This window comes from Actinobacillus arthritidis, from assembly GCF_029774155.1.
In the GTDB taxonomy this organism is placed as follows: domain Bacteria; phylum Pseudomonadota; class Gammaproteobacteria; order Enterobacterales; family Pasteurellaceae; genus Actinobacillus; species Actinobacillus arthritidis.
In genome coordinates, this window is record NZ_CP103833.1 from 2186899 (window position 1) to 2201127 (window position 14229).

At 43.0% G+C, this 14229-nt stretch carries 6 protein-coding genes, 2 tRNA genes, 3 rRNA genes and 1 pseudogene; 6 read left to right on the top strand and 6 right to left on the bottom strand.

Going from position 1 to position 14229, the window contains the following annotated elements:
• Positions 1-30: 30 nt before the first annotated feature.
• On the bottom strand, positions 31-864 hold the full coding sequence (locus NYR89_RS10525; RefSeq protein WP_279445766.1) for a DUF5718 family protein: 834 nt from the start codon (positions 862-864) through the stop codon (positions 31-33).
• Positions 865-1340: 476 nt separating this feature from the next.
• Here NYR89_RS10525 and NYR89_RS10530 point away from each other — a divergent pair.
• From NYR89_RS10530 to NYR89_RS10555, 6 genes are all read left to right on the top strand, one after another.
• Positions 1341-2883: ribosomal RNA gene (locus NYR89_RS10530) — 16S ribosomal RNA — on the top strand.
• Between the two features lie 81 nt (positions 2884-2964).
• Positions 2965-3041: transfer RNA gene (locus NYR89_RS10535), tRNA-Ile, on the top strand.
• A 52-nt stretch (positions 3042-3093) separates the two neighbouring features.
• Positions 3094-3169 (top strand) — tRNA-Ala (locus NYR89_RS10540).
• Between the two features lie 268 nt (positions 3170-3437).
• Positions 3438-6339, top strand: a 23S ribosomal RNA gene (locus NYR89_RS10545).
• A 137-nt stretch (positions 6340-6476) separates the two neighbouring features.
• Positions 6477-6592 (top strand): 5S ribosomal RNA (rrf, locus tag NYR89_RS10550).
• Together the 16S, 23S and 5S rRNA genes with 2 tRNA genes alongside form the textbook arrangement of a ribosomal RNA operon.
• A 356-nt stretch (positions 6593-6948) precedes the next feature.
• Positions 6949-7083 (top strand): glycosyltransferase, encoded by a 135-nt coding sequence (locus NYR89_RS10555; protein WP_279445767.1) that lies wholly within the window; start codon positions 6949-6951, stop codon positions 7081-7083.
• A 181-nt stretch (positions 7084-7264) separates the two neighbouring features.
• Here the strand turns inward: NYR89_RS10555 and cysI are convergent, their stop codons facing one another.
• From cysI to NYR89_RS10580, 5 genes and pseudogenes are all read right to left on the bottom strand, one after another.
• Positions 7265-9028 (bottom strand): assimilatory sulfite reductase (NADPH) hemoprotein subunit, encoded by a 1764-nt coding sequence (gene cysI / locus NYR89_RS10560; RefSeq protein WP_279445768.1) that lies wholly within the window; start codon positions 9026-9028, stop codon positions 7265-7267.
• Between the two features lie 27 nt (positions 9029-9055).
• Positions 9056-10867 carry an assimilatory sulfite reductase (NADPH) flavoprotein subunit gene (locus NYR89_RS10565; protein ID WP_279445769.1) on the bottom strand — a complete coding sequence of 604 codons (1812 nt, stop codon included), beginning with the start codon at positions 10865-10867 and terminating at the stop codon, positions 9056-9058.
• Positions 10868-11168: 301 nt separating this feature from the next.
• The gene (locus NYR89_RS10570; RefSeq protein ID WP_279445770.1) at positions 11169-12461 is read right to left on the bottom strand and encodes a sulfate adenylyltransferase subunit 1; all 1293 of its coding nucleotides are present in this window, start codon (positions 12459-12461) and stop codon (positions 11169-11171) included.
• An 86-nt stretch (positions 12462-12547) separates the two neighbouring features.
• A pseudogene (gene cysD, locus NYR89_RS10575) lies at positions 12548-13473 on the bottom strand (sulfate adenylyltransferase subunit CysD).
• A gap of 14 nt (positions 13474-13487) precedes the next feature.
• Positions 13488-14222: a phosphoadenylyl-sulfate reductase gene (locus NYR89_RS10580; protein WP_279445771.1), complete on the bottom strand. Its 735-nt coding sequence runs from the start codon at positions 14220-14222 to the stop codon at positions 13488-13490.
• Between the last annotated feature and the right edge of the window lie 7 nt (positions 14223-14229).

Below are 14229 nucleotides of genomic sequence, written 5' to 3' on the forward strand. Positions count from 1 at the left end.
AACTAGACCGCTTGTATAGTGAGAAATTGATTAGCGTACCGTTTGAACTAATGCTGAGATGTCTGCAGAGAATTGTTCCGAGCTAGCCATTTCTGCAATTTGCTCATGTGAGTATTGCTTAGCATTGTAAACCACCACAATACTTGTATCGCCAACTTGTAGGAAGTTGCTTTCGCCAAATTCAGTATAGCGGGTAGCACCGATACTGATCACTGCTTTTGCCGGATAGTTTGCTTGCTTAAGTAATTCGGCAATATGATTCATTGGCCCTTGATCCGGTTGGTTATTCATCTTATCTACAATCCAGTTCAGCGACTTTTGATGAAAATAACTATAACTTACCGCCGGGCTATCTTCGCCATATACATTAAGTTTACCGTCACGTTTATGGAAACAAGCAATATTGTAATTATCTAAAATACCACCTTGTGCAAAATGATCTAAAGGAATAAGTGTTTCAGAGATCCCTTTTGACGCATTACCCCAGTTTTTCTTTTCACAAATTTTACGTGCATTCGGACGGCGAATAGAGCAGTCATTATAAGCGGCAAAATGGGTAGGCTTGAGGGCGATGACTTGATTGTTTTGATATTCAATTTCGCAAATCAATGCAACTTCCGGTTCAATTTGCAGATTGTCAGCATCATTTGGAAAAGTAATCGTATCGTGAGATAGGGGATAAGTTGCGAGGAATTGTTCCGTTGGGTTTAAGGTTTGGCTTGGCACGTAGAAAGGAAAAATCGCTTTCGGTTGAATCGCTTCTTCAGTCTTTACTTGCAAGAAATCAGCCGCTTCGCCCGCTTGCTCTAAATGACCGGCAAAATTTCCCGCTACGCCTAAACCAATAAAATGTTCTTTTTGCATGATATCTACCTCTATATAAATAAGTTATACGGAATGTAGCGATTAATTTTAGAAAAAGAAAGTGAATTTTTAGGAAAAGTAAGGATGCGCTATTTGCCGTTTAAAGATGGGGGTTGTTACTTTTTTAACAGAAAAATAATAAAAAATATTCGAATTGTATTAAATGTATTCTCTTAATCACTTTTTCAAGATTTTTTTTGCAAAAAGTGCTTGCAAGGATTTCATATTTCTCTATAATGCACCACACACAACGACGCACTGTTGTGAACGATAAAAGTTAGATTTCAGTGCGTCGTTTCTTTTTGTTCTTTAACAATATATCAGACAATCTGTGTGGGCACTTGTTGATTGACTTGATTTTAAAAATATTATTTAAAACTTGAAGTCTTAATAGGTGCTTAAACTAGAAATTCATTTTTACTTTTAAAGTAATATGTAAACTTAGCTAAGCAGTTTATTGAGCGATTAAACTTTTTGAATTGAAGAGTTTGATCATGGCTCAGATTGAACGCTGGCGGCAGGCTTAACACATGCAAGTCGAACGGTAACAGGGATTAGCTTGCTAATTTGCTGACGAGTGGCGGACGGGTGAGTAATGCTTGGGAATCTGGCTCATGGAGGGGGATAACTACGGGAAACTGTAGCTAATACCGCGTAATATCTTCGGATTAAAGTGTGGGACCGCAAGGCCACATGCCATGAGATGAGCCCAAGTGGGATTAGGTAGTTGGTGGGGTAAAGGCCTACCAAGCCGACGATCTCTAGCTGGTCTGAGAGGATGACCAGCCACACTGGAACTGAGACACGGTCCAGACTCCTACGGGAGGCGACAGTGGGGAATATTGCACAATGGGGGGAACCCTGATGCGGCCATGCCGCGTGAATGAAGAAGGCCTTCGGGTTGTAAAGTTCTTTCGGTAGCGAGGAAGGTATCAAATTTAATAGATTTGGTAATTGACGTTAACTACAGAAGAAGCACCGGCTAACTCCGTGCCAGCGTACCGCGGTAATACGGAGGGTGCGAGCGTTAATCGGAATAACTGGGCGTAAAGGGCACGCAGGCGGTTGATTAAGTGAGATGTGAAAGCCCCGGGCTTAACCTGGGAATTGCATTTCATACTGGTCAACTAGAGTACTTTAGGGAGGGGTAGAATTCCACGTGTAGCGGTGAAATGCGTAGAGATGTGGAGGAATACCGAAGGCGAAGGCGACCCCTTGGGAATGTACTGACGCTCATGTGCGAAAGCGTGGGGAGCAAACAGGATTAGATACCCTGGTAGTCCACGCTGTAAACGCTGTCGATTTGGGGATTGGACTTTAAGTTTGGTGCCCGAAGCTAACGTGATAAATCGACCGCCTGGGGAGTACGGCCGCAAGGTTAAAACTCAAATGAATTGACGGGGGCCCGCACAAGCGGTGGAGCATGTGGTTTAATTCGATGCAACGCGAAGAACCTTACCTACTCTTGACATCCAAAGAAGAACTCAGAGATGAGTTTGTGCCTTCGGGAACTTTGAGACAGGTGCTTTGCATGGCTGTCGTCAGCTCGTGTTGTGAAATGTTGGGTTAAGTCCCGCAACGAGCGCAACCCTTATCCTTTGTTGCCAGCGGTTCGGCCGGGAACTCAAAGGAGACTGCCAGTGATAAACTGGAGGAAGGTGGGGATGACGTCAAGTCATCATGGCCCTTACGAGTAGGGCTACACACGTGCTACAATGGCGTATACAGAGGGAAGCAATATGGCGACATGGAGCGAATCTCACAAAGTACGTCTAAGTCCGGATTGGAGTCTGCAACTCGACTCCATGAAGTCGGAATCGCTAGTAATCGCAAATCAGAATGTTGCGGTGAATACGTTCCCGGGCCTTGTACACACCGCCCGTCACACCATGGGAGTGGGTTGTACCAGAAGTAGATAGCTTAACCGCAAGGGGGGCGTTTACCACGGTATGATTCATGACTGGGGTGAAGTCGTAACAAGGTAACCGTAGGGGAACCTGCGGTTGGATCACCTCCTTACCAAGAATTGAGCGACTGCAAGTGTTCACACAGATTGTTTGATAGAAGAAGACGAAAACGGATATTATCCGGCATCCTTTTGGGTCTGTAGCTCAGGTGGTTAGAGCGCACCCCTGATAAGGGTGAGGTCGGTGGTTCAAGTCCACTCAGACCCACCACTCTAAATGAGTGAAAGCTGAAAGGAGAGGGGGGATATCAGTCATGATATATGGGGATATAGCTCAGCTGGGAGAGCGCCTGCCTTGCACGCAGGAGGTCAGCGGTTCGATCCCGCTTATCTCCACCAATCATCATGACTAAGTGAATAAGTAAAAGATTTGTTTATTTAGTCATGATGATAAGTCAAATTATTGTCTTAAATTGTTCTTTAAAAAATTGGAAACAAGCTGAAAAACTGAGAGATTTTTCAAGTTCGTTAAAGCGAAAGCGATAACGAATACATTGAAAGTCTGAGTAGTTAAAAAATCTTGACTGAACAAAAGCAGTCAAGTGTTTAGTTTAAAAACTGACGTTAAATGTGAAGTTTGAAAGAATAAGAACATTTGAGGTTGTATAGTTAAGTGACTAAGCGTACACGGTGGATGCCTTGGCAATCAGAGGCGAAGAAGGACGTGCTAATCTGCGAAAAGCTTGGATGAGTTGATAAGAAGCGTTTAATCCAAGATATCCGAATGGGGAAACCCAGTAGATGAAGAATCTACTATTATTAAGTGAATACATAGCTTAATAAGGCAAACCGGGAGAACTGAAACATCTAAGTACCCCGAGGAAAAGAAATCAACCGAGATTCTGTGAGTAGCGGCGAGCGAAAGCGGAGGAGCCTTCAAACGATAGCATTCGATTTAGGAGAATGAGCTGGGAAGCTCAACGACACAGGGTGATAGTCCCGTATTCGAAAAATTGATAGTGGTACTAAGTTTGAGATAAGTAGGGCGGGACACGAGAAATCCTGTTTGAAGATGGGGGGACCATCCTCCAAGGCTAAATACTCCTGATTGACCGATAGTGAACCAGTACTGTGAAGGAAAGGCGAAAAGAACCCCAGTGAGGGGAGTGAAATAGAACCTGAAACCGTGTACGTACAAGCAGTGGGAGCCTCTTTGTGGGGTGACTGCGTACCTTTTGTATAATGGGTCAGCGACTTATATTTTGTAGCGAGGTTAACTGAATAAGGGAGCCGAAGGGAAACCGAGTCTTAACTGGGCGATTGAGTTGCAAGGTATAGACCCGAAACCCGGTGATCTAGCCATGGGCAGGTTGAAGATTGGGTAACACTAATTGGAGGACCGAACCGACTAATGTTGAAAAATTAGCGGATGACTTGTGGCTGGGGGTGAAAGGCCAATCAAACCGGGAGATAGCTGGTTCTCCCCGAAATCTATTTAGGTAGAGCCTTGAGCGGACACCTTCGGGGGTAGAGCACTGTTTCGGCTAGGGGGTCCATCCCGGATTACCAACCCGATGCAAACTGCGAATACCGAAGAGTGATACTCAGGAGACACACGGTGGGTGCTAACGTCCATCGTGGAGAGGGAAACAACCCAGACCGCCAGCTAAGGTCCCAAAGTACTAGTTAAGTGGGAAACGAAGTGGGAAGGCTTAGACAGCTAGGATGTTGGCTTAGAAGCGACCACCATTTAAAGAAAGCGTAATAGCTCACTAGTCGAGTCGGCCTGCGCGGAAGATGTAACGGGGCTAAAACTAGTCACCGAAGTCTGCGGCATCAATGGAAACATTGTTGGGTAGGGGAGCGTTCTGTAAGCGGATGAAGCTGAATTGAGAAGTTTGGTGGACGTATCAGAAGTGCGAATGCTGACATAAGTAACGACAAAACGAGTGAAAAACTCGTTCGCCGGAAGACCAAGGGTTCCTGTCCAACGTTAATCGGGGCAGGGTGAGTCGGCCCCTAAGGCGAGGCTGAAAAGCGTAGTCGATGGGAAACGGGTTAATATTCCCGTACTTGGTATAACTGCGATGTGGGGACGGAGAAGGTTAGGTTATCAGACTGTTGGATGTCTGTTTAAGCCGGTAGGTGGGAATTTTAGGCAAATCCGGAATTCCGTTAACACCGAGAAGTGATGACGAGTCTCTACGGAGATGAAGTAACCGATACCACGCTTCCAGGAAAAGCCACTAAGCTTCAGGTTATACTAAACCGTACTATAAACCGACACAGGTGGTCAGGTAGAGAATACTCAGGCGCTTGAGAGAACTCGGGTGAAGGAACTAGGCAAAATAGCACCGTAACTTCGGGAGAAGGTGCGCCGGCGTAGATTGTAAGCGTTTACCGCTGAAGGTTGAACCGGTCGAAGATACCAGCTGGTCGCAACTGTTTATTAAAAACACAGCACTCTGCAAACACGAAAGTGGACGTATAGGGTGTGATGCCTGCCCGGTGCTGGAAGGTTAATTGATGGTGTTATCGAAAGAGAAGCTCCTGATCGAAGCCCCAGTAAACGGCGGCCGTAACTATAACGGTCCTAAGGTAGCGAAATTCCTTGTCGGGTAAGTTCCGACCTGCACGAATGGCATAATGATGGCCAGGCTGTCTCCACCCGAGACTCAGTGAAATTGAAATCGCCGTGAAGATGCGGTGTACCCGCGGCTAGACGGAAAGACCCCGTGAACCTTTACTATAGCTTGACACTGAACATTGAATTTTGATGTGTAGGATAGGTGGGAGCCTTTGAAGCAGTCACGCCAGTGATTGTGGAGGCGTCCTTGAAATACCACCCTTTAACGTTTGATGTTCTAACGAAGATTGCGGAACGCGGTCTCGGACAGTGTCTGGTGGGTAGTTTGACTGGGGCGGTCTCCTCCCAAAGAGTAACGGAGGAGCACGAAGGTTTGCTAATCACGGTCGGACATCGTGAGGTTAGTGCAATGGTATAAGCAAGCTTAACTGCGAGACAGACAAGTCGAGCAGGTGCGAAAGCAGGTCATAGTGATCCGGTGGTTCTGAATGGAAGGGCCATCGCTCAACGGATAAAAGGTACTCCGGGGATAACAGGCTGATACCGCCCAAGAGTTCATATCGACGGCGGTGTTTGGCACCTCGATGTCGGCTCATCACATCCTGGGGCTGAAGTAGGTCCCAAGGGTATGGCTGTTCGCCATTTAAAGTGGTACGCGAGCTGGGTTTAGAACGTCGTGAGACAGTTCGGTCCCTATCTGCCGTGGGCGTTGGAGAATTGAGAGGGGTCGCTCCTAGTACGAGAGGACCGGAGTGGACGCATCACTGGTGTTCCAGTTGTCTCGCCAGAGGCACTGCTGGGTAGCTACATGCGGAAGAGATAAGTGCTGAAAGCATCTAAGCACGAAACTTGCCTCAAGATGAGTTCTCCCCGACTATAAGTCGGTAAGGGTTGTTGGAGACTACGACGTAGATAGGTGTGGTGTGTAAGCGTAGTGATACGTTGAGCTAACACATACTAATTGCCCGAGAGGCTTAACTATACAACGCTCAAGTGTTTTTGGGCACTACACTCAGTAACGGCTTGTTTCGAATTTAAAGTGCGAATAAAAAGCAGATAAAGAATAAGAAAATAGACAAATAAAGACAAAGGCAATAGCTGAAGTCATCAATAGAATATTCTGGCGACCAGAGTGCTGTGGCTCTACCTGATTCCATTCCGAACTCAGAAGTAAAACGCAGTAACGCCGATGGTAGTGTGGGGTTTCCCCATGTGAGAGTAGGGCATCGCCAGATTGAATTTAGTGCGAAAGCAAAGACAAAGAAGTAGAACCCCAGAGTTAGTGATAGCTCTGGGGTTTTTGCTTTTTCAAGACTTTATTTTTCATTGCTTTGTTGTTTTTATTCTTTTTCCTGATTCATTTCTTCCTTTCTTTCTTTTTTCTTTATTCTCTCATTTATTTATTCCTAGATTTAGCCCTGACTGTTTTATATATGCGTATGATTTTTTAGTAGATTTGTAGCAAATAAGGGAAATTTGACCGCTTGTTTGGGAAAACGATTCTATGTGTTGTTAAATGATAAAAATGGTGGGAAATTCCGGATTTACAATAAAAATGTTGGAAGCCATTGAATAATATAATCGCCAAGGTGTGGGTTTAGGAGATCAAGATATTTTAAATATACTGTTTCGGCATACTTGGTTGTCTTTATATCGAAAATATAATTATCAATTTGGTAATTACTCTTACTTACAGCAATTAAATCATTTTAAATTGTATTCGTAGATTATAGATATTGATGAAGTGTAGCCGTTAGTTATTCACTATAATTGTGCTTATAAATTGTTGGTTGCCGGCTGTGAAAATCGATTGGATATTAGAATAAACGTTCAGAATAAAAAAGCGGTCAATCTGCCCTACTTTACAGATTGACCGCAAGGTGGCGTATTATGCCACGAGTTTTAGATTATTGTTGTTTTGTTGGAATAATTTTCGTTGCGTCCCAGAAATCAATGTGAGCATTGACAACCGGGGCAATGATATTAGAGCGAATAACAAAGTCACCGAAAGCCTCATTCGCTTGACGCTCAGTTGCCCAACGTGCGACTAATTGGTCAATTTCATTCACAATTTCTGGTAAAGTAATATTTTCTTTATATAAGCGAGGAATACGCAAACCTGCACGATCGCCGCCGATATGTAGGTTATAACGTCCAACCGCTTTACCAACTAAACCAATTTCCGCCAACATTGCTCGTCCGCGACCATTTGGGCGACCGGTGATACGGGTAATAATACTTTCATCGGAAACGTGATGTTTACTCAGAACTTTATCGAGTTCAGTAATAAAATCCGGTAATACGCGTTCCGCTTCTGCCATGGCTAATGGGCAAGTTGGTAAGGATACGCAAGACATCGCATTCTCACGCAATTTTGAGATTTCTTGGATTAATCCGTATTGGCGAGCTATCGCCTCAATTTGTGCTTTATCTTGTTCCGCCACATTAGCCACAATCAGATTTTGATTAGCTGTGATACGAAAATCACCTTTGTGTACTTTAGCGAGTTCCAAAACACCTGTCATTAAAGGTTTTTCAGGTTTATCGGTAATACGACCACTTTCAATGAATAAGGTTAAGTGCCAGTTATTGTCGATACCTTTTACCCAGCCGATACGGTCGCCTCGCTCGGTAAATTCATATGGACGTGTCGGTTCGAATTTGATATTCATACAACGTTCCACTTCCGCTCTAAAGCCGTCAAGCGTCATATTTTGTACGGTATAACGTACACGTGCATTTTTACGATCAGAACGGTTACCGAAATCACGTTGGGTTTTTACCACGCCTTCGGCGGCAAGCGTGTGTTCCAATGGTACGAAGCCGAGTGAATAAGCTACATTCGGATAAGTTTTGGTATTACCGTGTTCGAAGGACAATCCGCCACCGACTAATACGTTAAAGCCACATAGCTGTCCGTTTTCATCTTGAATCGCAATAAAGTTTAAATCGTTGGCATATACATCCACATCGTTAAGTGGTGGAATAGCAACCGCGGTTTTAAATTTACGCGGTAGGAAGGTTTTACCGAGAATCGGCTCATCTTCAATTTTGAGTAAATCGTCCGAACTTTCGACTTTTTTGCCATCGACCCAAACATCTAAGTAGCCACGAGAACGAGGTAGGAGATGTTCAGAGATTTTTTTGGCAAACTCATACGCTTGTTGGTGTAGTTCGCTTTCAATCGGATTTGAAGTACAAAGTACATTACGATTCATATCAGTCGCAGTCGCAATGGAATCCAAACCGATACTATGTAACAAACGGTGCATCGGTTGTAATTTGCCTTTTGGTACACCGTGATATTGGAATGTTTGGCGATTGGTTAAACGAATCGACTGATAACGAGTATGTTCACGGGCAAATTTATCAATTTCAATCCATTGATAAGGTTTGATAATACCGCCGGGTAAGCGGCAACGTAGTAACATAAATTTTAACGGCTCAAGTTTTTCTTCTAAACGTTCGGCACGAATATCACGGTCGTCTTGTTCATACATACCGTGGAAGCGAATTAATTGGAAATTATCGCCTTTAAAGCCACCGGTTAAGCCGTCTTTTAAATCCTCTAAAATCGTACCACGTAAGAAATTACTGTCGGTTTTTAAACGCTCGTTGTCAGATAACGGTTTTTCTTGCCACTCTAAGCCTTTGGTTTTTTTATCACTCATTTTCTCACTCCTAAATTCCACTGATTTTTAATAAACATCACGTTGATAACGTTTTTCTTCACGTAAATTATCTAAATATTCTTCTGCTTCATCCGCATTTAGATTACCTTGCTGTGCAATGACATCTAATAACGCTTGATTAACATCTTTCGCCATACGGCTTGCATCGCCACACACATAAATATAAGCCCCTTGTTGTAGCCATTGCCATAGTGTTTCGGCTTCTTCACGGATCTTGTCTTGTACATAAATTTTTTGCTCCTGATCACGTGACCACGCAAAGCTATATTTATGTAGGAAACCGTCTTTAGCAAATTGTTGCCATTCAGTTTGATAGAGGAAATCGGAAGCGAAATGTTGATTACCAAAAATCAGCCAGTTTTTACCTTCAGCTTCATCAGCAAGACGTTGTTGTACAAAGGATCTGAATGGTGCGATACCAGTACCGGAACCGATCATAATGATCGGTTTGGAAGAATCTTGTGGTAATTTGAAATTGTCGTTATGTTCAATAAAAATTCGCACTTGTCCGTCTTCTTCCACACGATCGGCTAAATAACTTGATGCACCGCCGGCACGTACTTTGCCATTATGTTCATAGCGAACAACCCCAACACTAAGATGTACTTCTTCGCCAACTTCAGCTTGTGCGGAGGAAATTGAATATAAACGAGGAGTTAACGGACGTAGTAAAGCAATAAATTGCTCAGCAGAGAGTGTTGCCGGATAGCGATTAAGTACATCGACAAGCGGTGTATTTTGTACAAAATTTTGTAATTGCTCACTGTTCGCTACAATCGCGTCTAATTCTGAGTGATTGGCGAGTGCCGCATAGTTTTTAACGAAAGCCACTGTGTTTTGAGTTAATTCAAATTGCGTTTGTAAAGCAGTAGATAACGGTAGCGTTTGATCTTGCAGAGTTACTTGTTCTTCTCCAGTTAAACCGATAGCAGTCAGGATTTCATTTACCAATGCAGGATCGTTTTCAAAATAAACACCCAGTACATCGCCAGATTGGTAGCTCAAATCGGATCCGCTTAAATCAAACTCTAAATGACGTACATCTTTTTCTGCATCCTTAGCCGTGATACGTTGATTAGTCATTAAGGTTGCAGGAAAAGGGTTCTCTTTATTGTATTTTGATTGGTTCGTTGCTACGGAGCTTTGAGATGTTGTTGATGCTAAATTCGCCGTTACACCTTCGTTATTTTTAGCTTTAATGATGTCGACAATCTCATTGATCCACTGATCCGCAGTTGCTTGGAAATCTAAATCGGCATCAACGCGATCAAATAAACGAGAACCACCTAACTCCTCAAAACGACGATCAAAATCTTTGCCGGCTTGGCAGAAATTTGGATAAGAAGAATCGCCTAAGCCTAATACGGCAAATTGCAAGCGGTCTAATTTCGGTGCTTTTTTACCATTGATTAGCTTTAATAACAGCACACCTTCTTCCGGTGCTTCGCCTTCGCCTTGTGTAGATGTTACCAATAATACGAGTTTTTCATCGGCAATATTTTTGGCTTTATAATCTTTTAGAGATGTACGTGTGACATTTACTCCGATAGCTGTTAAACGCTCCGTTAATTTATCGGCAACTGATTTGGCATTGCCGGTTTGTGAAGCGGAAAGGACAGTCACTTTAAGTGGTTCTGTTGCCACTAAAGCGGTTGAATCAGAAGTGTTTTTTGCAAAATGTTCAGCAATACTCTTTACACCTTGAGCTTTTGCCCAGGTATAACCAGATAGCCATGCCAGTTGTAAATGATTTAAATTTGCTAAAACTTGGACAGTATCAGTAGATAAAGGTAATTCCCCTTTATTTTCAACGCTCATATAAAATCCCCACGTTTAAAAAATATTTCAATAGTGTATTTATAGAGGGATTTTATTATTCTTAAAAATACTAACAGGGAATAGTTTAGAGCTGAATGGAATATAAAATGTTAAATGAGCGGTTAGATTAGCATTTATAAGAGAATTTATGGTTAGCGAAGATAAAACTTGAGATTCTTATTCATTTTAGGAATATTAATAAAGATTTTGCTATGTGTTTATGTCGTTTATAAGCATAAAAAAGCGGTCTAAATTTGCAAACTTTTAGCAAATTTAGACCGCTTGTGTTTAAGGTGAATCTTTATTCAGTCGCGAGAATCATCCCTGCGGCAACCGTGTGATAGGTCGCTTCATCAATTAAAATAAATGAGCCCGTCGCAACATTTTGTGCATAAGTGGTAGCGGTAATCGGCTTTTGTAAGCTGAGTTGTACTTTGCCAATATCGTTTAATTTCAAGCTGTCCGCTTCGCTGAAATTGCTCAAGGTTTTTACATCAAGCACGTGATCAACTGCTGTCACTTTAGTAAATACAGTTTGTGTGGTGTGCTTCAGTAAATATTTACGTGCCGGATTTAATGCACGTTGGTCAAACCAACATACCGTAGCAGTTAAGCGTTTTGTGGCGATAATCGGTGAATGTTGTGCCACAAAAGTATCGCCACGAGAAATATCAATATCATCCGCTAAACGAATCGTGACTTGCTCACCAGCAACCGCACTTTGCACGATACCATTCGGGCTAATAATTTCCGATACGGTCGAGGTGTAGCCATTCGGTTCGATTCGAATCGTATCGCCAACACTCACCGAACCTGCCTCAATTCTGCCTTGATAACCTCGGAAATCATCCGCTTTATCTTGATCTAAACGGCTGACTAACTGCACCGGAAAATGAAAATCTGTCGCACGTTCCGATAAATTCTCGTTGCTCGGTAAGTTTTCTAAAATGGTGAGTAACGGCTCTCCGTCATACCAAGGTGTGCGTTCGCTTTTATGAACGATATTGTCGCCTTGCAACGCAGAAACCGGTACAAATTGCACCTGTTGAATGCCAAGCTGATCGGCTAACTTGCGGTAAGCGGTGGTAATTGCTTCAAATTTTGCAACATCAAAATCCAATAAATCCATTTTATTTACCGCCACAATAACATGTGGTGTCCGTAAATGTTTTAGGATTGCCGAATGACGTTTGGTTTGTGGCAACAATTCCAATTCTGCTTGGCTAAAATCTAATTGTGAAGCATCAATCAACACCACAGCAACATTAGCAGTTGAAGCACCGGTCACCATATTACGCGTATATTGTTCATGTCCTGGTGTGTCGGCAATGATAAATTTGCGTTTGGCGGTGGAGAAATAACGGTATGCCACATCAATTGTGATACCTTGCTCACGTTCTGCTTCTAAGCCGTCGGTTAGAATCGAAAAATCAATGACTTCACCGGCATTTTTAGATTTATTCAAACTTAATAACTGGTCGCTTAATAGGGCTTTGCTATCGTAAAGTAAACGCCCGATTAACGTGCTTTTACCATCATCTACGCTACCGGCAGTGATGAAACGAAGTGGGGCATATTGGTTTAAATTGCTCATATTATTGTCCTTTTTATTCCTAGCACGGCAAAGCCGTACTAGGTTATGTATAGTGTTGCCCTGCTGGGGAAAATTGAGTGCTTAGCTTAGAAGTAACCTTGTTTTTTACGTTGTTCCATTGTCGCTTCGCTAGCTCGGTCATCCATACGGGTGGCAGAGCGTTCTGAAATTTCGGCGACTGCGGTTTCTTTGATAATATCTGCCGGTGTTGCGGCAGTGCTAGCAACTGGGCAAGTACAGCTAATATCACCTACGGTACGGAAACGTACCGAAACCAGCTTGCTTTCCTCATTCGCTTGTTTTGGTGTCAGCGGAGTAACCGGCACAAGTAAGCCGTTACGTTCTACTACTTCACGCTCATGTGCATAATAAATCGGCGGTAATTCGAGTTTTTCACGTTCGATATATTGCCAAATATCGAGTTCTGTCCAGTTAGAAATCGGGAACACACGCATATTTTCGCCTTTATGTAATTTAGCATTATAAAGCGACCATAATTCCGGGCGTTGTGCTTTTGGATCCCATTGACCAAATTCATCACGGAACGAGAAAATGCGTTCTTTGGCACGAGCTTTTTCTTCATCTCGTCTTGCACCACCCATTAAGGCATCAAAACCGTTGGCTTCAATCGTTTCTAATAAAGTGACCGCTTGTGCCGCATTACGAGAATCAGTTTCTTTGCGTAACACTACCGTGCCTTTAGCGATTGAATCTTCGACGTGACCGACGACTAATTTTGCATTTAATTTTCTCACTTGTTCGTCACGGAATTGAATCACTTCGGGATAATTATGCCCTGTGTCGATATGTACTAATGGGAACGGCGCACTAAATCACGTCCCTCGAGTTGAAATGCTTTACGTGCCAGAGCAAGTAAAACCACAGAATCCTTACCACCGGAGAACAACAATGCCGGATTGCTACATTCCGCCACCACTTCACGAATGATGTAAATCGATTCCGCCTCAAGCCAATCTAAATGCCCGTTTTCGATATTGTTTTGCGTTGTCATATTTTCAGATCCTTTTATTTATGTAATCCACACTCTTTGCTGTCTTTGTTTTCCCACCACCAACGACCGGCTCGGATATCTTCTCCAGCTTTGACTGGACGAGTACAAGGTTCGCAACCAATACTCGGAAAACCTTGTTTATACAGTTCGTTATAGGGAATTTGATGTTTTAAGATATACGCCCAAACCTCTAATTCAGACCAATCGAAAATCGGATTATATTTATCGATACCTCGGCTCGTATCTTGTTCATGTAAAGCAAGCTCGGTACGAGTCATCGATTGTTCTCGGCGTTGTCCGGTTAGCCACGCATCCGCATCTTGTAAGGCTCGATTAAGCGGTTCGATTTTGCGGATAAAACAACATTCTCGGCGTAATTCCACACTTTCATAAAAGGCGAATTTACCTTTTTGCTGATCATATTCCGCCGCTTTTTGTGTATCGGGATAATAAAGTTGGAAATCTAAAGCCGGATAATTTTCTTTGACTTTATCGACCAAGGCTAACGTTTCCGGATTTAAACGTCCGGTTTCCAAAGTAAACACGGTTATGTCTGCTTGGCTTTTGGCGATCACATCGGTAATCAGCATATCTTCCACCGCTAAACTGCTAGCGAATTTCACATTGTGATGTTGTTGGCTAATCTGCTGAATACGCTCATATAAAGCGGTTTCTTTTGGGCTAAGATTTGCAAAATCCGCTTCGGACGGTGTTGGGATTGCCCATAATGTCGGATTAAAAAAATTCATATTATTC